The following is a 23,865-nucleotide window of genomic DNA, read 5'->3' as shown; positions in this document are numbered from 1 at the left end:
ATGCTCTTTTTTTAATAATAAAGGAACATGGTATGAAATACATAAAAATAATCTTGATGATGTTTCTGATATCATGGACATTGACAGATGCCCGGGAGTATATCCTTAATGAGTCCGCCGGCTGGGTTAAGGGGACTGCTTGAACACTGATCCGTGATTTTCCTGTTGTTGTCACGTAGTTTCAGGTATTTGTAGATTGGTGAATACTGAGAGGGCGATTCTTGGACGGCCCGGGCTGATTTTATCATTATTATGCCGGATTCTAACCATTCCGAGCCTGGTTTCGGTCCCATGAAAGTCCGGGATGAAATAAAGATGAGCCTTTTTCTGAAATCACCGATAGAAAAAAATTGATTATTCTTCTGTAAAATCTTCATCAAAATAACAGGCGGCAATCTCATCAGAAACCGTCTTCAACAGATTGTACCGGAACATAGGATCTTCTGACGGGGACAGTTTCTCTACTTCCTTTGCGAAATCATTGAGAACCATATCCGGATTGTCTGTCAGTGTTTCGGGAAGATTGACTTTGTATTCCAATTCAATGGCATAGAGAAAATGTGTCAAAGACAGTTCGTCTATATCACCATCAATCAGATCCTGAAAAGTGGAGGATCCGTTATATTCCCCTTCGGGAAAGATATCATTCAGCATGTTCTGTATAAATTCCAAAACTTTCATAGGATCTCCTTTTTGGTTGAGTGTACACGAGTCTTGAATGATTTCCAAGAAAAAATATATTCTATAAGTGCTGCGTGGAGAGTATTGAATGGAAGGGTTGTGCCTGTTTGGGATACTTATTTTAACTGAAAATACCGACCGGATCAAAATATGAACAAGCATCGCAAATAAAGCTTGTTGCATATCCTTGCAGCTCATTTTTAACATTCAACATTATCATTAATGAATGCAATAATTTATAAAATTCATTCTCGCTCTTCCCTGGAATCAAACTCAAAGCTCCCACTCAATACTCTCCACTTTCAGCTCTCAACTCTGATTGATTTACATTTAAAATATCGGTACTTTAAACCCAAGGAGGATTCATACATGCCGCAAACACTGATTCAGAAAATATTATCGAGAAAAACAGGACATACTGATCAGCATTCTGGTGATTTGATTCGGATTCAGCCGGAATTGCTTCTTGCCTCTAACGACAGTATTAACAGCATTATTCAGAAATTTTACCAAAGCGGTATGAAAGCCGTACTCTGCCCGGAAAAGGTTATTTTAGTTAATAATGCCTCACCTGTCGAGTCGGTCCATCAATCCCGTGATACCTTTCATTTCCAGGAATTTGTCCATCATCACCGGATAAAGACTTATTATGAAGTGGGTCGCAGCGGGTGTCCGTCCAATGTGGTGATAAACCAGGGACATATTGTTCCCGGTATGCTTACCGTTTCGGCAGAGCCCCAGTTCGCTGAATTGGGTGTTATGGGCAGTTTTCCTGTCCTGGCTTCTGTTCATGAAATGGCTCTCTCCCTGGCAACCGGTGAATTATGGATTCAGATTCCTCCCAGTGCACGGTTCCGTTTCGGCGGGACGTTGGGGAATTGGGTGACGGGAATCGATATAGGTTTGCATATCCTGAAAAATTATGATTTACCTGAAAACCATAAATGCGTGCTGGAATTTTCCGGTGAAGGATTGGCTGAACTTCCCCTTCATGAACGCTTCAATCTGGCTAATGTCCTCTCTGCTTTCGGTTATGAATACATTCTTTTTGAAGCAGATACTGAAGTTTTGCAATATTTGAACCAAAGAACAGATAAAGAGGCCTTTTTTGATCAACCGGACGAAAAAGCGGAATATGAGAAAGATTATGAAATTAACCTTACAGCCGTAACCCCTATGATTGCCGTGGCTGTCGAAGGGGAGGAAATACAAATTTTTCCGGTGGAATCCCTGGCCAATGAACCTGTCCACAAAATTATGGCAGGTGCCGGCGGATCAGGAAGGTATGAGGATTTTCAGATCGGCCTGAAACTGACGCGTTATAACCCTGTCAATTCCGCAGTCCAGATGATGATTATGCCGTCGGATACTGTGGTCTACAGTGATTTGATCAATAATGGACTGGCAGGAATTTTCCTGGATTTGGGATGTGAAATATATCCTTCTTCCTTTTTTAAGTTACTGAAAGAAGGTCTGGGTATCTTTACAAAAGTTGTCCATGTAATGACTACATCGCCGGAACTTTTTCAATCGGCCTGTCGTACGGAAGGGCACCATGTGTATCTTGGCAGTATCCTTACCAATTTCGCAGCAGCGGTGAACGGGAGCATTATTCATCCTAGGGCACTGGAAATGAAACTACGGAAAGCGGCACCACATTCTCATGATGATGATAACAATAAAAAGGATTGATAAATGAAACTCAGAAAAGCCCTGATCACGGCGGGAGGGAAGGGAACACGACTGCGCCCCATTACCTATGTTCACAACAAACATCTCATTCCTTTGGTTAATAAACCGATGTTACAATATGCCATTGAGTATGTGGCTTCAGCCGGGATTAAAGAGATTGGAATTATCACCAATCCGGATTTTGAGGATCTGGAAAAAACTTTTGGAAATGGGGAAATGTTTGGCGTGCGCCTGACCTACATTCCACAGGAAGCGCCGTTGGGACTAGCCCATGCAGTGATAACCGGAGAATCCTTTTTAAAAGGGGAACCATTTGTTTATTATCTGGGAGACAATATTCTCAGAGGGGGGATACAACAATTCCTGAATGCATTTCATGAAAACAAATCAGATTGTCACCTGGTTTTATCCAAGGTTCGGGATCCCCAGCGTTTTGGCGTACCCCAGATTGTCGATGAACGTATTGTATCAATTGAAGAAAAACCGGAAAAGCCCAAAAGTGACTATGCCGTTACAGGCATTTATCTTTATAACGAATCAATTTATGAAGCCGTTCATGCCATTCAACCCAGTCCCCGCGGCGAGCTGGAAATTTCCGATGCCCATCAATACATGATTGAGCATAACCGAAAAGTTACGTACTCAGAAATCACAGGCTGGTGGAAAGACACAGGCAAACCGGAAGATCTGCTTGAAGCCAACCGGATGCTTCTTCAGGATGTGCAGAATCAACATTTGGGTTGTTCCGACGATAAGTCCGTCCTGACCGGTAATGTCTTTTTATCAGAAGGCAGCGTCGTGGAAAACAGCATTATTCGCGGTCCGGTGCATGTTGGAAAAAACTGCCGCATTCTCAACAGCTATTTGGGTCCCTATACCTGTATCGGGAACGGGTGTGAAATTTTAAATTCGGAAATTGAATATTCTATTCTCATGGATGATGCCGCCATCCGGGAAGTTGATATCCGGATTGAAAGTAGTATTTTGGGAAAATCCGCCGTGATTCGAAAAACCGAAGGAATACCCGCCAATCACCGTTTTATAATCGGTGACCAGAGCCAGGTCCAGATTCGCTGACAGGATAGTCCCTTGACACAGAAAACCGTATCATTTCATACATTAGGATGTAAACTTAATCAGGCGGAAACAGACGCCTTGAGAACCGCTTTTAGTGAACAGGGGTGGATTGTTGTGCCATTCAGACAAGCGGCGGATGTGACGGTGATTAATTCGTGTACCGTGACAAACCAGGCGGACAGAAAGACCCGCAGCGCGATTTATCAGGCGGTAAAAGCGTCACCCCATGGGAAAATTGCCGTCATTGGGTGTCTGCCCCAGGTGGCGGCGGACAGCGTATCCCGTATTGAGGGTGTGGACCTGATTTTGGGAAACCGTGATAAATTCAGGATTTTAGAATTCCTGGATGATTTACCTCCCAAGTCTGACAGTCCCTTAATCTGTATCGGCGATGAAGATCAGGATATTTACCCTGAAAACATTTTTATCAGCAGTACGGGAAACCGGAATCGGGCTTTTATAAAAATTCAGGAAGGTTGTGCAAATTACTGTACATTTTGTGTGATTCCCTATGCCCGGGGCAAGCCGGTAAGCAGGTCCTTTACCGATGCCATGGAAGAGACAAGAAAACTGGTGACAGATCATCACTATAAAGAGATTGTTCTGACAGGAATAGATATTGGAGCCTATCGGGACGGGGATCATGATTTGCTGGATCTTATCCGTGCTCTGGAAAAGATAGACGGGCTTTTACGAATCCGGATATCATCCATAGAAATGAACACCCTCACAGATGCTCTGATTGATCATATTGCCGGTTCCCGGATCACAGCCCCTCATTTTCATCTGTCTCTCCAGGCTGGTTCAGATACTATCCTAAAAGCCATGAACCGGAAGTACAACTGCCGTGAATTTGCAGAAAAAGTAACGTATATCCGTGAAAAAATCCCGATGGCATCCATTGGGACGGATATTATCACCGGATTCCCCGGTGAAACTGAATCGCTTTTTCTGGAAACCTGTCGTTTTATTGAAACACTGAAATTCAGCTATCTCCATATATTCCGCTTTTCCCCGAAAAAGGGAACGCCGGCTGCTATTTTTAAAGATCAGGTATCTGAAAATGAAAAAATCAGGCGTAGCCAAATTCTGCACAAGCTGGACAGAAACCTCCGTTTTCACTATGCCTCTCAATTTTCCGGAAAAACAGTCCGCGTTTTGTGGGAATCGGAAAACGAGAAGGATGCAAAAGGTTTTAATGAATATTATATTCAGACGATAACCGGAAAACACCAGGCTAAGCTGAATGAAATGAATGATGTGAGCATTGTTTCGGTACATGGAGACATACTTAGAGGATGCATTCTGTGAAACCTTCTTTTATCGGAATCGCCGGAAATATCGGTGTCGGAAAAACCACTTTTACCCGGATGCTTTGCGACTATTATGGTTGGGAGCCGCATTTTGAAGTGGTTGTGGATAATCCATACCTTTCAGATTTTTATGCGGATATGAAAAAATGGAGCTTCCACCTGCAAATATTTTTTCTTGGTAAGCGCTTTAAGGTCCAGAAAAAAATTCAGAATCTTACACAAACCATTGTTCAGGACCGGACCATCTATGAAGATGCCATGATTTTTGCTAAAAGCATTCATGAATTTGGTAATATGAGTGACAGGGACTGGGACTGCTATCGTGAAATATTCTATGAAATGACATCCTATCTGAAAAAGCCGGATCTGATTGTTTATCTCCAGGCTTCTACTGATTCCCTCATTTCCCGAATCCGGAAACGGGGAAGGGATTATGAACAATCCATCGATCCTGAATACCTGCATTTATTGAATATTCACTACGATAACTGGATCCACTCACTCCAGGAAAGCGGCGAAATTAATACTCTGGTTATACCGACAGATAATAAAGATTTTGTTGCCGACGAAGGATTCCGGGTGGAATCTTTCCGCTTAATCTATCAAATTTTGCAAAATTCCAAAAAATGAGAAAATATTTCCCGAAGAAATAGAAAATTTTCCTGAAATTGGGGTTTCTGCTTTGGTAAATTTCTTTTAAGGATTGCTTTAATAGGTGATTGCCCGTTTGGTTCGGATTTTGCATATTATCATGTACGTTAAACCCATAAGAATGTGAGGAAAATATGAAAATTGAAAAAGTAAAAACATCCCGAAAAGGATCGATTAACTATTCAAACCTTGGATTTGGAAAATATTTTTCCGATCACATGTTGGTCTTGGACTATAAAAACAAAGAGTGGGAAGAACCACGGATTATTCCTTATCAACCTATGTGTATCGAACCGGCAAATATTACCCTGCATTATGGACAATGTGTTTTTGAAGGGCAAAAAGCTTTTAAAGGGATTGACGGGAAGATCCGGCTTTTCAGACTGGATAGTCATTACAGGCGCCTTGTGAATTCGTCCAAAAGGATGTTCATTCCTGAAGTCCCGGAAGATGTTTACAAAGAATCGGTTAAAAAACTGGTGAATTTGGACCGGGATTTCATCCCGACGGAATGGGGGACATCTCTCTATCTGCGCCCCTTTATCATTGCCATGGACAATACCCTCGGGTTGAAAGTATCTGAAACATACCGGTTGATGGTGATTACATCGCCAGTGGCATCTTATTACGAAGAAGGATTAAATCCCATTCGTATCGAAGTAAATACCCAATTCAGCCGTGTAGTCAAAGGCGGATTGGGCGAGGTTAAAGCTGCCGCCAATTATGCAGCCAGCCTCTATGCAACACAGACGGCAAAACAAAAAGGATTTCCTCAGGTTTTATGGCTGGATGGAAAAGAACATAAATATGTGGATGAAGTGGGTACCATGAACATCATGTTTGTGATTGACGGGACATTGATCACGCCTTCTCTTGATGATGGGACCATTTTGCCGGGTATTACCCGGGACAGTGTGCTGAAGATTGCCCGGGATTGGGGATGGCCCGTGGAAGAACGCCGGATTGCCTTCAATGAGGTTGTGGATGCCTATAAACGGGGAGTTCTTGAGGAGGTCTTTGGAACAGGAACAGCCGCCATTATTTCTCCGGTTGGCGAACTCTGCTATGAAGGGGAAGCGATGGTTGTTAACGACCGAAAGATCGGACCAAAATCACAAAAACTTTATGATACCATCACAGGTATTCAGTACGGAAAATTAGACGATAAATTCGGATGGCTTACAGTCATTGATGACGATAAATAATCACTGTCTTTTTTGGAAAAAAGAGGGAAGATTCAGCCTGATACTGGGACTGGTTCTTATCATTCTTAGTGTGACGGCCTCGAAGGCATACAGTGAAAACACCGGATGCCTTTCTATTGTTTGTGATACCGATAATATTCCATTTTATATAAATGGAACCTATGCAGGTAAATCACCTCTTCCCGTAGAATGCAATTTGACACCCGGTGATTACCTGATCACCTTTTTTCCGCCGACAGCTGATAAAAAAATACGGTATCTTGACAGGGAGACCTATCTTGACATCCTGTATCGCTCATCCCGGGAATGCAGGATTTTTCCCGGTGATACGGCAGTAGTCATGATGAAGTGGCAACCGGTTATGCTTGAGCTGGCTCATCTGGAAAAAGAGTATCAACGCACACGGTGGACTCTTATCGGTGTATCGGGATTGATTCTTCTCGCTGCAGCTGCTCTCTGGAAAGTTCTGTAATGCCGTATAAGTTTAAAAATAAAAATTCCTTTCCTGTCTTTTTGATTGTGATGACCTTTGCTGTTATAATCCTTTTACAGGCCTGTGAAGAGTCACGAACAGAATATCATTCGATTCTTCTTTCCGGAAATGAAAGTATTCTGATAGGGCCTCATGACAGCCTTGAGCTTCTGAATGACGGGGTGTGGTGTTTTGAAATCTTTTTTACTCTGGATACGCTGATATTTCCCGAAAACAGGACTCTGTTTTCTGTCCATCAAGGCTCTCAATCCGTCCTTTCTGTCTCTTTATTCAGGGATTCCACTGCTTACTGGCATCTTTTATCAGTATCCGATACGCTGATCAGGGCAGCAATTTCAAACCCGGTATGGGATAACCGGTTCCATCTTATGACCGTGAACCTGAATTATAATGCATCCCTGATAGAACTCTGGATTGACAGCACTCTCATTGGAACGTCAACATCTTATTTCACTACTATTCCCGATTCAGTGGATCAGATGCTCCTGGAAATCGGGCAGGATGAAGAAGATCCAAACACACTTGGTTGGGCCGGACTCATCGATGAATGCCGGTTATGGGACAGAAGCCTTAGTCATGATTTGATCCCTTTTCACCGGTTCAATCCATCCAAATTGACTGTACATTATGACCAGACTGAGAGTGATGCGGGATTAATGGGTATCTGGCGTTTTAACACGGATACTGGGCTGCTGATTCCGGATGAGGGGCGGTACGGCATCGACGCGGTTGTTCAATCTCCTTCGGGGGCCATTACAAGAAGTTCATTCCATACACAACCACTTTAAGGACCTTATTATGCAGAAGCGCATTCTTAAACACCCCATCTTAACTGTTCCCGATAAGCCTGAAATGGTTTCATTTACATGTGATGGTAAATCCTATCAGGGAATAAAAGGAGAGCCTGTTGCTACGGCATTGATTGCCAACGGCATTTATGTATTGTCGCGGCACCCTAAAAATCATGCTGCCAGAGGAATTTACTGTGCCAACGGCCAGTGTTCTCATTGCACACTGATCATCAACGGTAAACCGCAAAAATCCTGTGTTACACCCCTGGAAGAAAATATGTCCGTGCAACTTCTGGATGGTTTGCCTGAAATCCCTTATGACGACACGGTATATCATGGTACATCCCAGAAAGAGTACAATTGTGATGTGCTGGTGGTGGGAGGCGGTCCATCGGGACTCACAGGAGCCCTTGAATGTGCTGAAATGGGGTATTCGGTACTTATCGCCGAAGACAAAGACCGCCTGGGGGGTAAATTACTGCTTCAAACGCATAAGTTCTTTGGTTCTGTGGAAGACTGTTATGCCGGAACTCGGGGAATTGACATTGCCCGGATTCTATCAGAGAAAGTCCGGAACCATCCCAATATTAAAATTTTATTGAATTCACCCATTGTGGCAATTTACGAAGATGGTTATGCCGGTGTCTTTGCAGACAACAAATACTATGGCAGAATTGCCTTCAGGGGATTGATGATCAGTGCAGGTGCCAGAGAGCGATCTCTGGTTTTTCCCGGGAATGATCTCCCCGGTGTATATGGCGCCGGTGCCTTTCAGACACTGGTTAACCGGGATTTGGTTTTGTCATCGAAGCGGATTTTTATTGTTGGCAGCGGCAACGTGGGACTCATTGCAGCCTATCACGCCCTGCAGGCCGGCATTGAAGTTGCCGGGATATGTGATATACTTCCGGAAGTGACAGGATATAAGGTTCATGCGGACAAAATCAGGCGAATGGGGGTTCCTGTCTGGCTGAATCATACCATTTTATCGGCAGAAGGGAAGGATATTTTAGAGAATATCACCATTGCACAGGTGGATGAGTCATTCAGGCCTCTATTGGATACGGCAAAAACTTTTCAGGTGGATACACTCCTGATCGCTGCCGGACTCACGCCTATTGATGAATATTATGATGTGGCAAAGCGTTATGGTTTTCCCGTTGTAAAGGCCGGGGATGCCGGTGAAATTGCTGAAGCCTCATCAGCTATGTTTGGTGGAAGACTGGCTGCCCGGGAATTGTCCCGTCGGATGGGAAAAGAAATGCCTGTCCGGGAAGAGTGGTATCACAAGGCTGAACTTTTAAAAAGTAAACCTGGAAGAACCTGGGAGATACCGGCCATTCAGCTGAAAGAAACATTTCAGCCGGTGATTCGCTGTAGCCAGGAAATTCCCTGCAATCCTTGTGTGGCGTCATGTCCCGTTAATGCAATCCGCCTTAAACGCCGTCGTAACGATTTGATGGATATCCCTGAATATATCGGAGGTTGTACGGGATGTGGTAAGTGTGTGTCCATTTGTCCCGGTCTTGCGATTGTCCTGGCCCGAAAAAAAAACGAAAAACAGGCTGAAGTCGTTTTGCCCTTTGAATTTATTCCCGAATTTTCAACGGGCTCACAAATCCCCCTGAGAGATGCGGAAGGCCATGATATCGGCGAAGGGGAGGTGCTGCGGATCCGTTATGATAAAAAAACAAAAACTCACCTGATTCATGTGATAGTTCCCCTGGAAAAGGCCACATCTGTTGCAGGAATACGTGTTCAGAATCCGGAAGTGACAAGATATCGTCCGAATCCGACCCCTGAATACTTCCCGGATCATGCCCTGGTTTGTCAATGTGAACAGGTAACTGCCGGCGAAATTGTCCAATTTATCCGAAAGCATCATGTCAGGGATATGAACCATTTGAAGGTACTCAGGGCGGGAATGGGAGCCTGTGGTGGGAAAAACTGTACCGTACACTATCCGGCTCTGTTTAAAAAAGCAGGTGTGGATTTGAAGGATGTAGTGCCTGTAAAATACAGACCTCTCAGCGTTGAAATACCTCTGAAATCAATTGTTAATGAAGAAGATCCCCATGAAAAATTATGATGTGATTGTGACCGGTGCGGGAAGTATCGGAGTTCCTTTAAGTTATTATCTCTCCCGGAAGGGGTTTAAAACTGCCGTTATCGAAAAGAACCATTCTGCCGGAAGGGGACAGAATCGGGCGGCTATCGGCGGCATCAGGGCTACTCACTCCGATCCGGCTAAAATTCAAATCTGTAAACGCAGCCTGGAAATTGTCCGACATTTTAAAGAGGTTTACGGGTATGATGTGGGCTGGTTTCAGGGAGGATACCTTTTTCCTGCCTATACTCAAAAGGATGAAATTGCCCTGAAAGAACTTTTAACAATCCAGCATGAACACCAACTGAATATTTATTGGGCGGACAGGAAAGAGGTGGAATCCCGGGTTCCCGGCATTTCTTCTGCCGGCTTGAGAGGCGGAACTTTTTCTCCGGAGGATGGATCAGCCAGCCCCCTGAAACTCATTGATGCCTATACCTGTCTGGCAAGGGATGCCGGTGTCGATTTCTTCTTTGATGAAACCGTAGAGGATTATAAAAGAGATGCAGGTAAAATTCTTTCAGTAAAAACAAATAAAGATGTATATAGTGCTGCTCTTTTTGTCGATGCCAGCGGCGCGGATTCCAGGGAACTGAATGCCAAATTGGGACTGGATATCCCTGTTTTTCCGGATTCTCATGAAGGAGGAATCACAGAACCGGTTAAACGGTTTTTTGAACCCATGGTTGTGGATATTCGTCCCGGAAAAGGCTCTTCAAATTTCTATTTTTATCAAAATGATGAAGGACAGGTTGTTTTTTGTATTACACCTGAACCACCCATTAAAGGCAAAGATTGTGAGAATACTTCGGAATTTCTGCCGATGATTTCCAGGCGGATGGTTGAACTCTATCCCCGCCTGAGGCATCTGAGAGTTCGAAGGATTTGGCGCGGACTCTATCCTATGACACCGGATGGTTTTCCTCTGGTGGGCTGGGCTCCGGGCTTGGATAACTATTTTTTGCTGGCGGGAATGTGTGGTCAGGGCTTTATGCTGGGCTCCGGGCTTGGAGAGATAACAGCGGAAATTTTATCCGATACTTTTCATGAATATGACCATATCCTGCATCAACTTCGCCCTGACAGATCGTTTAAAGAAACTGAAAAACTTAAATAAGATTTATAAGCTCGAGGCTTCATGCTTCGCCACTTCGCCTTATCGCATTCCAATCACCCGGACTGAAGTCAAGAGTTGATATTTATCAGCTCATCCATTCATCCAATTTTCTTTTCCTAACCAAAAACAGCCGGTATATACCGGCTGTCTTTGGTTTATTTCAGAATCCGTTTATTTGAAGGCCGCTTCTACTATTTCTTTCAGCCGATACTCTTCAAAGGGTTTAATAAGATATCCCAGGGGATTGGTTTCTATCGCTTTGTCGATGGTGGCTTTGTTGGTATAAGCCGTAATATAGATGACGGGGATTGGTTTTTTCTTGTTTATGATGTGGACAGCCTCAATGCCGTTCATTTTACCTTGTAGCATAATATCCATGAGGATTAAATCCGGTTTGATATTATCCAGATGTTCAAGCAGATCTTCTGCCGAGCTGACTATCACAACGTTATTATAACCCCACGATTTAAACGTGAGCTGTAAATCATCAGCTATTATCCGTTCGTCTTCTACAATTACGATTTTTTTCATAATAATTTCCCATTTGAATGACAATCTCGTTCAAAAGTATATTATCAAAAAGAGGCTTTTGCAAGAATTATTTATTCTCTGAAGGGAATAACCCGGCTTAAAGGGCTTTCAACCCATGCTTTATTAAGTGCGGATAGGGCAATATGTGTATCCTGGTTACTGATTTTCAGTTCGGCTGTATTGGCACCCGGGAGTGTAACCATTCGAAGATGATGTGAGGACAGCGAATCGATATCAGCCCCTTTGGCAACAAATATGTTATATCGTTGCCATTGATCTGTCGTATTGTTCCAACGGATCCGGATCAGGTTTTTATCCAGCATTTCTACGGTAATATTTTCAGGTAAAACGGGATCCTGAACTTTCAACCAGGGCATGGGGGGAATGTTGGCAGGAGTGGCAAATTCCCTGAACCCTAAATCCTCCCAGTGTCCTTCAAGGCTGCCGGCATCAAAAAAGACAAAACCCGGGAACCCTTTTTTACGCATATCTCTGATTTGCCCCAGTGTTTCATCCCAGGTATGGGGTTTTTTGTCTGTGTTGTAACGGTAACTGCCCATACCGGGGAAACAGTATCTATCGAAGGCATTTTCACGCCATTCTTCACTTCGTTTCATAAAAGGCTGAATGGGATGAGTTCTTTCCCAGTAAATCATGGGGGCCAGATAATCCACTTTCCCCATTTCAGCCCAGCGGCGACCATCCTGATATACGGCATGATAACCGTTCCATGTCCCTTTGTTATAACTGCCTATGGTGGAGGCGGACATTTTGAGGGCCGGATCCATTTCGTGGATTGCATTGTACATTTTGTAGACAAACTGATTCAATTGTTCACGTTGCCAGTCTTCCCATTCCAGTCCGTAAGGATTTCCATCTTCAGGATCCTGAAAACGCCGGACACTGATTGAATCATGGGAGTATCCGTTTTTGGTGCTGCCTTCCGGATACCGGATATAATCAAAGTGAATTCCGTCAATATCATACCGGCTGACGATATCCTTTACCAGGGTAATCAGGTAATCATGGACCTGCGGAATCCCCGGAGAGAAGGATACATAGTGATTTGTTAAAGGCTGGGGTTTTCCGGAAGTACCACACACGAGCCACTCGGGATGGGCAAGATAGGGGGAAAGGGGGCTTGTTTTCACAGGAGGTTCCGTCCCTCGCCAAACAGGAAAGGTGTTTATCCAGGCATGGAGTTCCAGACCGCGGCTGTGTGCCTTCTTTACAGCGTATTCAAGGGGATCCCAACCCGGATCTTTTCCGAATTCACCTGTCAGATGTTTTCCCCAGGGTTCAATATCCGATTTGTAATAGGCATCTCCATTTCCCCGGATCTGAAAAAGGATGATGTTAAAATTGGCATCTGCCGCTTTGTCAATCACCGAACTGATGTGAAGTTTGATGGAGTCCTGGTTATGAGTCCTTGTGGATCCGCAATATTCAAACCGGGAATACCAGACAGCTCTGGCTTCCTTAACAGGTGCTTCAATCCGTCCGGCACAGGATACCATGAGTGCAAACAGAATTGTCAGTAAGATGAGTTGTTTTACTTTCATTCCTTTCCCCTATCGTTTTGTAAATTTCAAAATAATATCAAAACACGTGGATTGTTTATTCCTCCCCGAGTGGTCCGGATGAAAATGTTCCGGTTGAGTTCATGTTCAGCCGAAGCCTTATCGGGGATTATCTCACGGTTTTGACCCAATATAAATGTCTTTTTATAACTGACAAAGAGTTGGTCTGATGATATTTTCTTGACATTCAAAAGAAATGATATTTCCGATGTAGCCATTCTTCCGTTTACTTTAATGCTCAGGGTTTGCTGAATTCTGTAAGCGTCATTGAGGATATTGATGGAGCCTGTCAGTTCAGAGACAGGGCTACTTTTTATAAGATTGACATCTCCTGAAATTTCCGGGTTCATGCCTTGATTCCGTATAAAGCTAAATAAACTTATGCAGGCTTACAAGGGCTGAAAACGACGGATATCTTTCAGTTTTAGAAATGCTTTGCTTTCTGTAACTTTACCCGGTAAACAGGGAGACACCATGAATTTAAAGCGTACACACCGATGCCATGAATTAAAAGAGTCCCTGGTGGGACAAACCGTGATTGTCAATGGCTGGATAAATACCCGCAGAGATTTGGGAGGAATATATTTTTTGGATATCCGGGACCGGTATGGCATGATTCAGGTCAGGGTAGGGACCGAACTGCCGGAATCCCTGCGTGAAAGTGTGAGAAAAATGACTCCTGAAGATGTTATTGCGGTGAAGGGACAACTTGCCCTGCGACCTGAGGAAGCTGTTAATCCAAAAATGGAGACCGGCACTCTGGAATTGTTGGCAGAAGAGGTGGAACTTTTAAATAAAGCCAAAACACCGCCTTTTGAAATTACAAGGCGGGAAACGGGAAGTGAAGATCTGCGTCTTAAATACCGTTATTTGGATTTGAGGACACGAACCCTGCAAAAAAATATTCTGCTACGCCATAAAGCAGCCCAGGCTGTCAGGCACTTTTTAAACCGGGAGGATTTTCTGGAAATTGAAACGCCAGTTCTCATGAAATCCACTCCGGAAGGTGCCCGGGATTTTCTTGTCCCCAGCCGTCTGCATAAGGGACACTTTTATGCCCTGCCACAATCTCCCCAAACCTATAAACAGCTTCTGATGGTCTCCGGTTTTGATAAATATTACCAGATTGTCAAATGTTTCCGGGATGAGGATCTTCGGGCGGACCGGCAACCTGAATTTACCCAGATTGATATCGAAATGAGTTTTGTGGATGAGCCGGATGTAAGAGACATGGGAGAACGCCTGTTAGCCAGTGTGATGAAAGAAGTGAAAGATATTGATCTGACATTACCGTTGCCTGTTTTATCCTACCATGATGCCATGGAAACTTTTGGGAGTGACAAGCCCGATACCCGTTTTGATCTGCCATTATTTGCCTTAGATGAAATAGCAGTAAAATCCGATTTTCAGATTTTCCGGTCCGTGCTGGCCTCAAGGGGAGTGGTTCGCGGAGTGCGGGTCCCCGGTGGGAGCAATTTGTCCCGGAAACAAATAGATGGATATACAGATCTTGCCAGGAAATACGGCCTCAAAGGACTGGCATTTGTTAAGGTAGAGGAGAGAGGACTCTCAGGCGGTATTTCCAGGTTTTTTAATGATTCTCTGGCAAGGGAATTGATTGCGGTGTCCGGTGCAAATCCCGGGGATCTGATTTTCTTTAGTGCTGATGCATGGATTACGGCATTAACGGCGCTTGGGGCTGTTCGTTTACAATTGGGAAAAGATTTAAACCTGATTGAGAAAGATACATATAAAGCACTGTGGGTCAACGACTTTCCCCTTGTTGAGAGAAGTGAGGAAGAGGACCGTTACGTGGCGATGCATCATCCTTTTACGTCTCCCCGTCCGGAGGATGAAGACAGTATGGAAACAGATCCCGAATCGGTCCGCGCCATGGCATATGATTTGGTTCTGAATGGCAATGAAATTGCCGGAGGCAGTATTCGTATCTATCGTGAAACATTGCAGGAAAAGATGTTTCGGGTTCTGGGGATATCCTATGAAGATGCACGTCAGAAATTTGGTTTCCTTCTGGATGCCTTTCAATACGGAGCTCCACCTCATGGCGGGATCGCCTTTGGTTTTGACAGGCTGGTGATGATTCTGGCCGGGACAAATTCCATCCGTGAGGTCATTGCCTTCCCCAAAACTACCACCGCCCAATCCCCCATGGATAATGCCCCCGATGTGGTGGATGAAAAACAGCTGAAAGAACTCCATTTAAGAGTGGAGGGTTATGAGTAGTGAGTTGGAGTTTTGAGTTGAGAATTTGGTTGTGTGTGCAGATGCTGGTTCATCATTCAACAACACATGACACAAAACTGTTACCTATGTCCTGACTCACAACTGCCGACTGCTCACTGCCAACTAACATCATGCGTCATCTCATTCTTGGTGATATCCACGGACAGTTTGATGCACTGATCCGTGTCCTGAAGAAAGCGGATTATATTCCGAAAAGGGATATGCTTTACTGTGTAGGTGATTTGACGGACCGTGGCCCCGATTCGGCTAAGGTTTTGGATTTTTGCATTAAACACAAGGTTTTATCAGTCCGCGGGAATCATGATATGTGGTTTTTGGAGTATTTAACCCATGGATATGCACCTATGATTTGGTTGCGTCAAGGCGGTTATGAAACTATCTTTTCATGGCAAAAAGAATCCCTCTCCCGCGAAATCGTTTTGGAATATTACGAAAAGATGCCCTATTATCGTGAAATTGACCTGGGGAAATTCTCCATAGCCGTCTTTCACGGGGGGATCACACCGGGAATCCCGCTAAAAGACCAGGACCCTGAAGTTCTTACGTGGGACCGGCACTTTTGGGTATTTGAACAGGATCCCCGGTTGCCGTATGACCGGTACTTTTTAGGACACACAGCCCTTTCAGGACCTGCTGAAAAAAATAAATATAATGTGATAAATCTCGATACCGGTGCCGGATATTTCCGGGTCCTTACATCTATGGATATGGTGACGCTACAAAAGTATGAAGTGAATGTATATTAATTAGTGTTGAAAAAATGACATATCGTACTTTTTTCCAGGCTCATTGTTTTTCCTTTCATTTGTTTGTTACCTGAATTTGAAAAACTTTGAGCCTTTTTACAGAAAGAAAATTACACTGCCGAAAACCCACGCCGGCGAACACCGTTTTATGTGGAATGCTGTGGAGTACAGCAGCGGAATCTATCTGATCAGGCTTGAGTCCGGAACTGAAGTGCAGATCCGGAAGGCAGTACTGATCCGCTAATCCGGTGTTTTGTGCCTGACGATACTGGTGCTAATTAAAAAGCCGTATTCCATAAAAAAGCTCCGTTATAATCTTATTCTTTAAAGGCTTTGATCAATACACTCAAGAAACGTTTTAATATCTTCTTCGGAATGAGCACTGGAAAGGGCAAAACGGAAGTACCCTGCTTTTGGACCGCCCGGATAAAAAATGTATGTTGGATAAATCCCGGCCTGTTTGAGAATTTTTTTCAGTTTTTCTGTTTGAGCCGGCGTGTCATATAGTACGGGAATTGTAGGTGTGGGAGTGAGGGGAAGGGAAAATCCTTTTTCGGCAAGATATTTTTTCACCTTCAGACTTGTTTGTTGCAGCACGTGAACTTTTTCAGGAGATCGGTCAATAATATCAATGGCTTTTATACCGGCGGCACAGAGGGGCAGGGGAAAGGCAGAGCTTCCCTGATAGGCATGGGCTGTGCACCGAATAGTTTCAATCCACTTTTTTCCGCCGGCAATAAATCCTCCATACGTTCCAAAGGCTTTGCTTAATGTACCTGAAATCAAATAACGGTCCGCACAAATTTTAAAATGCTCCCGAATGCCCCGGCCGGTTTGTCCCAGAATTCCGGCGGTATGTGCTTCATCCACCAATAACATACCATTATATTTTTCTGCTATACGGGCATATTGGTCAGCAGGTACAATCGGACTGTACACCGAGCCGGTTCCTTCAGTAACTATAAGGAATCTTTTTTTATTTCGGGGTAACTTTTGAACCTGTTTCTCAATAAAGTCACCATCCATGTGGGGATATACAAGTGTCTCCATACCCGCCACATAAGTCCCGTTCCGGATACACGGGTGACTTTTTTCATCGATAAAGACGATATCAAAGTGCTTTCTCAATCCCTGGAAAAGGGCAATATTTGCTAAATATCCGGTAGGGAGCAGGAGGGCATCTTCAAGGTTGAAAAAGCGTGAAAGAGTTCTCTCCAGATCGATATGCAACGGGTGGTTTCCGGTTGTACACCGTGAACCACCGCTATTGATGCCATATTTTCGTGCTGCCCGGTTCATGGTATCCATGATTTCAGGATGCCAGGAAAGCCGGTGATAATCATATCCTCCAAAAAAAAGATATGTATCCCCCTCAAATTCCACATGAGTAGGATCGACCGCCCGTAAAACCGGGACATTTTTTTTCATGGATTATATTTTCTCCCTGCTGAGTTCTTTGATGAAATCCGGTTCCGGAATGGCTCCGATACCCGGCTCATCCGGGACGATCACATGGCCCTTTTCAAAAATGGCACCCCCTTTGATCGGTTCATTTACATGTCCTTCATTGGCATCCAGATCAAAATATTTTACAGCTGAATTAGCCATGGCAAAGTGGGTAAAAGCCGTGTTTGCCAATCCTGATTCGGACATGCAGCCTGTCATACATGAAATATAACCAGCCTGGGCTATATGGGCGATTTTAAGTCCGGCCGAAATACCGCCTGATTTGCTCAGTTTGATATTGATGAGGGGCGCTGCCTGGGTCCGGATAATCTCCAGTGCATCCTGGGGTGAAAAGACAGACTCATCGGCCATAATGGGAATCTTTGAGTGGTCTGAGACATATTTAAGTCCTTCAAAATCCCGGGCGCGGACCGGCTGTTCACAGAATTCGATATCCAGTTCTTCATAGCTATCCAGGCAGCGGACAGCCGTTACCCGGTCCCAGCCCTGATTGGCATCGATCCGGATTTTTATGTCCGGACCGGCGGTATCCCGGATGGCTCTCAACCGTTTCAAATCATCCTCAATGGAGATACCCACTTTGGTTTTGATCATCCGAAAGCCTTTATTCAGAATCTTTTTTGTCTTTTCCGCCGCTTCTTCAGCGGTTCCGATTCCAATGGTCAAATCGGTTTCCACCGGTCGACGCGTTCCCCCCAGATAGGCATAAAGGGGTAAACCTGCTGCCTGGGAGGCAATATCATATAAGGCCATGTCGAAAGCAGAACGGATGGTTGTATTGAAGGGGAGCCAGGCTTCCATCTCTTCCGTCCGGGCCATGACTTCCAGGGGATTTTTACCCAAAAGCACCTCCCGGAGTTCAACCGCCGCGGCAAGATCAATGCCCTGAGTTTCACCCACAATCGCCCGGAAAGGACTCGCTTCTCCCCAGCCTGTGAGACCCTGATTGGTTTTGATTTCCACAAGAACATTCCTTGCACCACTCAGGCTCATGGTGGCAATTTTAAAGATTTCCTCAGTTTCAATGTTGAAAGGGTATATATTTATTTTATCAATCTTCATGGCAGGATACATATTTTCAGTCATGGCAAAACCTTTCTGTGTTTATATGATGGGTTGAACGTATTAAAAGTTAGAAAAGTGTTTACTCAGGTTCAAAGAACATTCTTTGCTGTCAATACTATTGTCGATTCGCCTGAAGCAGGTTCAGAATTTTCCCAAAATAAATTCTGTGGTAATCGTTTTCTTTATACTTCGTATGGATAAAATCTTCCAGAAATTTATCCGGATCCATATCCTGTTCATATATTTTCTGACACTCAATAATCAGTTCAGCTTCTTCAAAAGAGGGAGCTTTCACATAATCTGAAGCACAAGGAGTAAGGGCTGTTTTTGCAATTTTATCTTCATCCCGGCCTGAATGAGATCCGAGATAGGACAGATCTTTTCTGTATTTCTCCGGAAAGGCACACAAGGTAAAGTCATTATATTTATTCATGAAATGATAGGTATGGCGTGTGGGGCGGACAACAACCTGGGCAAAAGGGACAGACCACATAATGCCCAAACTCCCCCAGGCAACAGTCATCGTGTTGAAGTCCCCCTTTTTAAAATCACCGGCACTCAACAAAAACCACTGATCATCCCATAGTTTAAAAATTTTTGATTCAAGTTTTTTTAATCCGATTTTCTTCAAGTCTTTTTTCATGAGATGTTTCCCCGATTTTTTTGTGAAATTTAACGGTTTAGAATAAAAATAAAAGGATGGAATCTCTTTTAATCCGGTGAAAGCTGTTTTTATATCTTTTATGAAAACCTTATATTGTTGCAAATTTTCTATGAAAACTCATGTTGAAAACGTCATGAAAAGGTTTGAAAAACAAGGGTGATGAATATGCGGGATAAAATTGGTGACAATATCCGGAATAAAGATACCGAAGCTTTACGACGTGAACTGGAGGAGTTTAAAGCCGAAAAGGAGAAGATCCGTCAATTGGTCGGACAAATAGGCGGGATCGAATCGGTTGAAAAAGACCGGAAAATAAATTTTATTTTTTTAATTATTGTGGCTTTGCTCTTTGCTTTCGACATTCTTCGGCATATTTTTAAATTTGCAGATTTTTTACCCTCTGTTCTGTCTCTCGAAATCGGATTATTGCTGGTCTCAATTAAAATTGTCTGGATGATTCATAAACAGACAAAAGTGGAGCATTTTCAATTCCATGTGATGAATTCAATCGAATTCAGACTGAATGACCTGTCAAAACAGTTGCGGGAAATGCAAAAAGAGTACCAGGATTACTTTAAAACTAAAGGCGCTGAAAACTGATAATTCTTAGAAAATGAAACCGGGGAGTGAGACAAAAGTGATGAAAACAGCAGAAAAACATATTGCTCATGTTGAAGAATTACGTTGTGTCATGGCAGATGAGGGTATTGATCTTTGGTATGATAGCGGGTCTGATCCCCATTTGGGTGAGTATGTCCCGGATCACTGGCAGACACGGAAATGGCTTTCGGGATTTAGCGGTTCGGCAGGGACCTTGGTTGTTACCCGGGATTTTGCCGGATTATGGACGGATTCCCGCTATTTTATACAGGCGGAAAAAGAGCTGGCCGGATCCGGAATCACTCTTTTCCGGTACGGAAATCCTGGGGTTCCTTCTGTCGAAGAATACATAGTGAAAAAACTCCCTCCGAAATCGGTCATCGGTTTCAACGGTACCTGCCTGTCTGCTACCAAGGTTAAAACATGGCATAAATTTTTTATTGAAAAGGATTATGTATATCAGGGAAATTTAGACCTTGTCGGTTGCATCTGGAGTGAAAGGCCATCCTTACCGCACTATCCTGCTTATCGTTATATCATGGATTATGCCGGCGAAGGGAGTTCCCAAAAAATTAACCGCATTCGGAAATATTTACTGGAAAACCATACCGAAGGCATTCTTTTTACACTTCTGGATGAAATCGCTTGGATTTTGAATGTCCGGGGGAGGGATGTTGAATACAATCCTCTGATTGTTTCTTATCTCTGGATGGATCGGCATCGGATTATTTGGTTTATCGATCCCGAAAAGGTTCCGGAAGATTTGGACTCAGAGCTCCGGGATGAGGGTGTAACATTCAAGCACTATGAAGATGTCCATAAAATGCTGCCTGAGCTGTGTTCCGGCCAGCATGTGCTCATTGACACCGAAAGGACATCCTCCTTTCATGAACACCTGATCAGGAAGTCAGCTCATAAAGTGATTGAAGGGGAAAGCCCGGCGGCCCTTTTTAAAAGTGTTAAAAACCATGTTGAACAGAATGGAATCCGGTCGGCTCATATCCGGGACGGGGCTGCCATGGTCCGGTGGATGGCCTGGCTTTATAAAGCAGTGAAACATGAGAAGCATACGGAAATAACTATAGCCGATCAATTAGAAAAATTCCGGTCTGAACAGCCTCTATTTAGGGGACTCTCTTTTTCCACCATTGCCGGATACGGGGAACACGGAGCGATTGTGCATTATTCGGCTAAGGAGAAAACGGCATCTGTCATAAAACCGAAAGGTATTTTACTGGTGGACAGCGGAGGTCAGTATTTAGACGGAACAACAGATATTACCCGTACGATTGCTCTCTCTGCACCAACAGCTGACCAGAAGAAGCACTTTACCTGGGTTCTGAAGGGGATGATCAATTTAAGCCGGGCCGTCTTTCCTGTGGGGACAACCGGTGCCAATCTCGATATTCTGGCGCGGAAATTTCTGTGGCAGGAGGGACTCAATTATGGCCATGGAACAGGACACGGTGTCGGGTGTTTCCTCAATGTGCACGAGGGACCTCAGCGTATATCCCTGAAATCGGATGTGCCCCTGCAAGCAGGGATGCTCATGTCCAACGAACCGGGAATCTACTTTGAAGGGAAATACGGTATCCGGATCGAAAATCTTATTCTATGCCGGGAATCTTCAAAAAAGGGCTTTCTTGAATTTGAAACAATCACTCTCTGTCCAATTGATATCTCTTTGATTGATGCAAAGCTCCTGACACCTGAAGAAAAGCAATGGCTAAATACATACCATGCCCGGGTCCGGAAAAAAATATCACCTCTCCTGACTGAAGAAGAACAGCAATGGCTGATGAAGCAGACACGTGAAATTTCTTGACGTTTCCTGAAAAAAAGATATTTGTTAAGAATTGAGTGACTTTTTATTTGTTTTATGTTTTCTGTCATTTTATATTTTTCAAAAGTTGTTTGAATAATTAACTGAGTGGAAGAAGATGAAGCTTAAAATTCTTGTTTTATCATGTATACTATCTATAGCATCCGGATGGCTATATTCGAGTACAACGGGAAAAATTATCGGGCAGGTAACGGATGCCCGGACCGGTGAACCGTTAATAGGGTGTAATATCATCATTGAAGGCACATACCTGGGCGCCGCATCGGATATGAACGGGGATTTTGTCATTTTGAATGTGCCTCCAGGGGAATATGTAATTCAGGCTTCCATGATTGGGTATGCACCACAGTCCTTACAAAATGTCTCTGTATCTGTGGACCGTACCACGAATCTTGACATTGAAATGCGCGTGGAAGCGGTGGAAGGTGAAGTGGTAACGGTTGTTGCCGATCGCCCTATGATTGTTCGTGACCGGACATCGTCGGCTTCCCATGTCAGTGCGGAGGATATTGCCAATATGCCCATCGAAACCGTTAGCGAGGTCATCGGAACCAAGGCTGGCATTGTAGACGGACATTTCAGGGGCGGACGAAAAGGGGAGACTATGTATATGGTGGATGGTGTCCCCGTGACCGATCCTTTTACCGGAAACCAAGGTGTTGTGGTAGATGCCGGTGCTGTGGCGGAACTACAGGTCATCACCGGATCCTTCAATGCGGAATACGGAAATGCCATGTCCGGTGTTGTCAATATCGTCACAAAGGACGGGTCAAACACCTTCAGCGGCAATATCCACACATATTTTGGGGATTATATCTCCAATGAGACTGACTATTTTCCTCATATCGATAATATTAATCCATTCAGTATTAAGAATTTGCAACTATCTTTTGAAGGACCAATTGTAAAAGATAAGCTCTTTTTCTATACGAATGTGAGATATTACACTCACGAGGGACATTTGTGGGGCCAACGGCGTTTTGATACGGACAACTTTTTTTACCATCTTGATTCACCGGATTCAGTGGTTGTCACGGATAATTACGAAACATTTATGTCCCACATGTTGTCAATTAATCCCAATTACGGCGGCGATCCTGCCAATGATACTCTGACTATTTTATATGAAACGGGAGACGGGGCATGGGTTCCCATGAATACGTCGGAAGAACTGAATTTTCAGACAAAACTCTCATGGCGAATCAATCCCACACTTCGAATATCCTACAATTTTATCAGTAATAACCTGCCGAATCTTTTTGGCGATTATATTTCCTGGACCGAATACAGCCATGATTGGCGCTACACTCCGGACGGACTCAATAAGAAATACAACCGGGCTTTTGCACACAACATCAATATTCACCGCGGTATTTCGTCCAGGTCTTATATGACGTTCGGATTGTCCCGGTATTCCAGCAATTATCACCACTATCCTTACGGTCCGGATGAAATTATCAATATGGATATTATCAATACGGCAACCAGTAATTCCGGAAAACCTCTCCATACGTTCAATGTCGGCGGAATGGAGAACGAGTATTATGAACGCCGTTTAAACATGACAAGTCTGAAAGCAGATTATGTCAATCAGATCACCCTTCATCATGAAATTAAAACCGGCGTGGAATTTAAACAGACCAGCCTTTCCGAATTTAAATTCGGCCTGGATGGGCAATCCGGAAATGCCAATTTTGACATGCTGGTGGATGGAAAATTTTCCACTCTCCAAGACTATCTCTTTGCCTCATTCGAGACCATTGAACAGGCAAACAGTGTTTTGAAGGATTTTTCTGATTATGTTCACGACAACCCTGTAAAGCCCTGGCAGCTGTCTGCTTACATTCAGGATAAAATTGAATACAACACGATTGTTGTCAATGCAGGCATTCGGCTTGATTATTTTAATCCGAATTTTCATGTCCTCTCTGATCCCAGAGATCCCAATTTATTTACGCCGATCGCCCCGAAAAACCG

General features: G+C 43.9%; 22 protein-coding genes. 15 read left to right on the top strand and 7 right to left on the bottom strand.

Annotated elements, in window-relative coordinates; genetic code table 11:
* Positions 1-354: 354 nt before the first annotated feature.
* A complete protein-coding gene (locus J7K63_00770) occupies positions 355-681 on the bottom strand; it encodes a hypothetical protein (protein ID MCD6233560.1) in 327 nt (108 codons plus the stop codon).
* 369 nt (positions 682-1,050) lie between these two features.
* On the opposite strand from J7K63_00770, the gene J7K63_00765 reads away from it, so the two are divergent.
* The 9 genes from J7K63_00765 (at position 1,051) to J7K63_00725 (ending at position 11,127) form a co-directional block, all read left to right on the top strand.
* Complete coding sequence (locus tag J7K63_00765) at positions 1,051-2,373, top strand: hypothetical protein (protein MCD6233559.1); 1,323 nt, start codon at positions 1,051-1,053, stop codon at positions 2,371-2,373.
* Between the two features lie 3 nt (positions 2,374-2,376).
* The gene (locus J7K63_00760) at positions 2,377-3,450 is read left to right on the top strand and encodes a glucose-1-phosphate thymidylyltransferase (protein MCD6233558.1); all 1,074 of its coding nucleotides are present in this window, start codon (positions 2,377-2,379) and stop codon (positions 3,448-3,450) included.
* Positions 3,451-3,462: 12 nt separating this feature from the next.
* The gene (gene mtaB, locus J7K63_00755) at positions 3,463-4,761 is read left to right on the top strand and encodes a tRNA (N(6)-L-threonylcarbamoyladenosine(37)-C(2))-methylthiotransferase MtaB (GenBank protein ID MCD6233557.1); all 1,299 of its coding nucleotides are present in this window, start codon (positions 3,463-3,465) and stop codon (positions 4,759-4,761) included.
* Positions 4,749-5,393 carry a deoxynucleoside kinase gene (locus tag J7K63_00750; protein ID MCD6233556.1) on the top strand — a complete coding sequence of 215 codons (645 nt, stop codon included), beginning with the start codon at positions 4,749-4,751 and terminating at the stop codon, positions 5,391-5,393. The genes mtaB and J7K63_00750 overlap by 13 nt, the downstream gene beginning before the upstream one ends.
* Positions 5,394-5,548: 155 nt before the next feature.
* On the top strand, positions 5,549-6,619 hold the full coding sequence (locus J7K63_00745; protein ID MCD6233555.1) for a branched-chain amino acid aminotransferase: 1,071 nt from the start codon (positions 5,549-5,551) through the stop codon (positions 6,617-6,619).
* The gene (locus J7K63_00740; GenBank protein MCD6233554.1) at positions 6,606-7,091 is read left to right on the top strand and encodes a hypothetical protein; all 486 of its coding nucleotides are present in this window, start codon (positions 6,606-6,608) and stop codon (positions 7,089-7,091) included. Before J7K63_00745 ends, J7K63_00740 begins: the two co-directional genes overlap by 14 nt.
* Positions 7,091-7,900, top strand: a complete 810-nt coding sequence (locus J7K63_00735) for a hypothetical protein (protein ID MCD6233553.1) — start codon at positions 7,091-7,093, stop codon at positions 7,898-7,900. Before J7K63_00740 ends, J7K63_00735 begins: the two co-directional genes overlap by 1 nt.
* Positions 7,901-7,910: 10 nt before the next feature.
* Positions 7,911-9,992: a (2Fe-2S)-binding protein gene (locus J7K63_00730; GenBank protein ID MCD6233552.1), complete on the top strand. Its 2,082-nt coding sequence runs from the start codon at positions 7,911-7,913 to the stop codon at positions 9,990-9,992.
* Positions 9,979-11,127 carry an FAD-binding oxidoreductase gene (locus tag J7K63_00725; GenBank protein ID MCD6233551.1) on the top strand — a complete coding sequence of 383 codons (1,149 nt, stop codon included), beginning with the start codon at positions 9,979-9,981 and terminating at the stop codon, positions 11,125-11,127. The genes J7K63_00730 and J7K63_00725 overlap by 14 nt, the downstream gene beginning before the upstream one ends.
* Positions 11,128-11,298: 171 nt before the next feature.
* On the opposite strand, the gene J7K63_00720 is transcribed toward J7K63_00725, so the two are convergent.
* From J7K63_00720 to J7K63_00710, 3 genes are all read right to left on the bottom strand, one after another.
* Positions 11,299-11,658: a response regulator gene (locus J7K63_00720; GenBank protein MCD6233550.1), complete on the bottom strand. Its 360-nt coding sequence runs from the start codon at positions 11,656-11,658 to the stop codon at positions 11,299-11,301.
* A 71-nt stretch (positions 11,659-11,729) separates the two neighbouring features.
* Positions 11,730-13,220, bottom strand: coding sequence for a family 10 glycosylhydrolase (locus J7K63_00715; GenBank protein ID MCD6233549.1), 1,491 nt, complete (start codon positions 13,218-13,220; stop codon positions 11,730-11,732).
* Positions 13,221-13,246: 26 nt separating this feature from the next.
* Positions 13,247-13,588, bottom strand: coding sequence for a hypothetical protein (locus J7K63_00710; GenBank protein ID MCD6233548.1), 342 nt, complete (start codon positions 13,586-13,588; stop codon positions 13,247-13,249).
* 124 nt (positions 13,589-13,712) lie between these two features.
* Between J7K63_00710 and aspS the strand changes: the two genes are divergently transcribed.
* The 3 genes from aspS (at position 13,713) to J7K63_00695 (ending at position 16,493) form a co-directional block, all read left to right on the top strand.
* Positions 13,713-15,482: an aspartate--tRNA ligase gene (gene aspS, locus J7K63_00705; protein ID MCD6233547.1), complete on the top strand. Its 1,770-nt coding sequence runs from the start codon at positions 13,713-13,715 to the stop codon at positions 15,480-15,482.
* 131 nt (positions 15,483-15,613) lie between these two features.
* Positions 15,614-16,249, top strand: a complete 636-nt coding sequence (locus J7K63_00700; protein ID MCD6233546.1) for a serine/threonine protein phosphatase — start codon at positions 15,614-15,616, stop codon at positions 16,247-16,249.
* Positions 16,250-16,325: 76 nt separating this feature from the next.
* The gene (locus tag J7K63_00695; protein MCD6233545.1) at positions 16,326-16,493 is read left to right on the top strand and encodes a hypothetical protein; all 168 of its coding nucleotides are present in this window, start codon (positions 16,326-16,328) and stop codon (positions 16,491-16,493) included.
* Positions 16,494-16,573: 80 nt separating this feature from the next.
* Here J7K63_00695 and J7K63_00690 read toward each other — a convergent pair whose 3' ends face one another.
* The 3 genes from J7K63_00690 to J7K63_00680 all read right to left on the bottom strand — a co-directional run bounded on the left by J7K63_00690 (position 16,574) and on the right by J7K63_00680 (position 19,424).
* Positions 16,574-17,677 (bottom strand): pyridoxal phosphate-dependent aminotransferase family protein, encoded by a 1,104-nt coding sequence (locus J7K63_00690; GenBank protein ID MCD6233544.1) that lies wholly within the window; start codon positions 17,675-17,677, stop codon positions 16,574-16,576.
* A gap of 3 nt (positions 17,678-17,680) precedes the next feature.
* Positions 17,681-18,802 carry a dipeptide epimerase gene (locus tag J7K63_00685; protein MCD6233543.1) on the bottom strand — a complete coding sequence of 374 codons (1,122 nt, stop codon included), beginning with the start codon at positions 18,800-18,802 and terminating at the stop codon, positions 17,681-17,683.
* A 94-nt stretch (positions 18,803-18,896) separates the two neighbouring features.
* Complete coding sequence (locus J7K63_00680; protein MCD6233542.1) at positions 18,897-19,424, bottom strand: flavin reductase; 528 nt, start codon at positions 19,422-19,424, stop codon at positions 18,897-18,899.
* 180 nt (positions 19,425-19,604) lie between these two features.
* Between J7K63_00680 and J7K63_00675 the strand changes: the two genes are divergently transcribed.
* The 3 genes from J7K63_00675 to J7K63_00665 form a co-directional block, all read left to right on the top strand.
* The gene (locus J7K63_00675) at positions 19,605-20,045 is read left to right on the top strand and encodes a hypothetical protein (GenBank protein ID MCD6233541.1); all 441 of its coding nucleotides are present in this window, start codon (positions 19,605-19,607) and stop codon (positions 20,043-20,045) included.
* A gap of 37 nt (positions 20,046-20,082) precedes the next feature.
* Complete coding sequence (locus J7K63_00670; protein MCD6233540.1) at positions 20,083-21,870, top strand: aminopeptidase P family protein; 1,788 nt, start codon at positions 20,083-20,085, stop codon at positions 21,868-21,870.
* Between the two features lie 115 nt (positions 21,871-21,985).
* On the top strand, positions 21,986-23,865 hold a 1,880-nt coding region (locus J7K63_00665; GenBank protein ID MCD6233539.1), incomplete at its 3' end, for a carboxypeptidase-like regulatory domain-containing protein.

The sequence above is a fragment of the Candidatus Neomarinimicrobiota bacterium genome, assembly GCA_021157965.1.
GTDB lineage: Bacteria > Fidelibacterota > Fidelibacteria > Fidelibacterales > Fidelibacteraceae > Fidelibacter.
The sequence above is the reverse complement of the archived record's forward strand: the minus strand, read 5'-3'. Positions and strand labels throughout refer to the sequence as shown.

What these genes read in the sequence shown, in the direction of transcription:
- J7K63_00770 (MCD6233560.1), bottom strand. Translation starts at nt 681, where the DNA reads ATGAAAGTTTTGGAATTTATACAGAACATGCTGAATGATATCTTTCCC.
- J7K63_00765 (MCD6233559.1), top strand. Translation starts at nt 1,051, where the DNA reads ATGCCGCAAACACTGATTCAGAAAATATTATCGAGAAAAACAGGACAT.
- J7K63_00760 (MCD6233558.1), top strand. Translation starts at nt 2,377, where the DNA reads ATGAAACTCAGAAAAGCCCTGATCACGGCGGGAGGGAAGGGAACACGA.
- J7K63_00750 (MCD6233556.1), top strand. Translation starts at nt 4,749, where the DNA reads ATGCATTCTGTGAAACCTTCTTTTATCGGAATCGCCGGAAATATCGGT.
- J7K63_00745 (MCD6233555.1), top strand. Translation starts at nt 5,549, where the DNA reads ATGAAAATTGAAAAAGTAAAAACATCCCGAAAAGGATCGATTAACTAT.
- J7K63_00740 (MCD6233554.1), top strand. Translation starts at nt 6,606, where the DNA reads ATGACGATAAATAATCACTGTCTTTTTTGGAAAAAAGAGGGAAGATTC.
- J7K63_00735 (MCD6233553.1), top strand. Translation starts at nt 7,091, where the DNA reads ATGCCGTATAAGTTTAAAAATAAAAATTCCTTTCCTGTCTTTTTGATT.
- J7K63_00730 (MCD6233552.1), top strand. Translation starts at nt 7,911, where the DNA reads ATGCAGAAGCGCATTCTTAAACACCCCATCTTAACTGTTCCCGATAAG.
- J7K63_00725 (MCD6233551.1), top strand. Translation starts at nt 9,979, where the DNA reads ATGAAAAATTATGATGTGATTGTGACCGGTGCGGGAAGTATCGGAGTT.
- J7K63_00720 (MCD6233550.1), bottom strand. Translation starts at nt 11,658, where the DNA reads ATGAAAAAAATCGTAATTGTAGAAGACGAACGGATAATAGCTGATGAT.
- J7K63_00715 (MCD6233549.1), bottom strand. Translation starts at nt 13,220, where the DNA reads ATGAAAGTAAAACAACTCATCTTACTGACAATTCTGTTTGCACTCATG.
- J7K63_00710 (MCD6233548.1), bottom strand. Translation starts at nt 13,588, where the DNA reads ATGAACCCGGAAATTTCAGGAGATGTCAATCTTATAAAAAGTAGCCCT.
- aspS (MCD6233547.1), top strand. Translation starts at nt 13,713, where the DNA reads ATGAATTTAAAGCGTACACACCGATGCCATGAATTAAAAGAGTCCCTG.
- J7K63_00700 (MCD6233546.1), top strand. Translation starts at nt 15,614, where the DNA reads ATGCGTCATCTCATTCTTGGTGATATCCACGGACAGTTTGATGCACTG.
- J7K63_00690 (MCD6233544.1), bottom strand. Translation starts at nt 17,677, where the DNA reads ATGAAAAAAAATGTCCCGGTTTTACGGGCGGTCGATCCTACTCATGTG.
- J7K63_00685 (MCD6233543.1), bottom strand. Translation starts at nt 18,802, where the DNA reads ATGACTGAAAATATGTATCCTGCCATGAAGATTGATAAAATAAATATA.
- J7K63_00680 (MCD6233542.1), bottom strand. Translation starts at nt 19,424, where the DNA reads ATGAAAAAAGACTTGAAGAAAATCGGATTAAAAAAACTTGAATCAAAA.
- J7K63_00675 (MCD6233541.1), top strand. Translation starts at nt 19,605, where the DNA reads ATGAATATGCGGGATAAAATTGGTGACAATATCCGGAATAAAGATACC.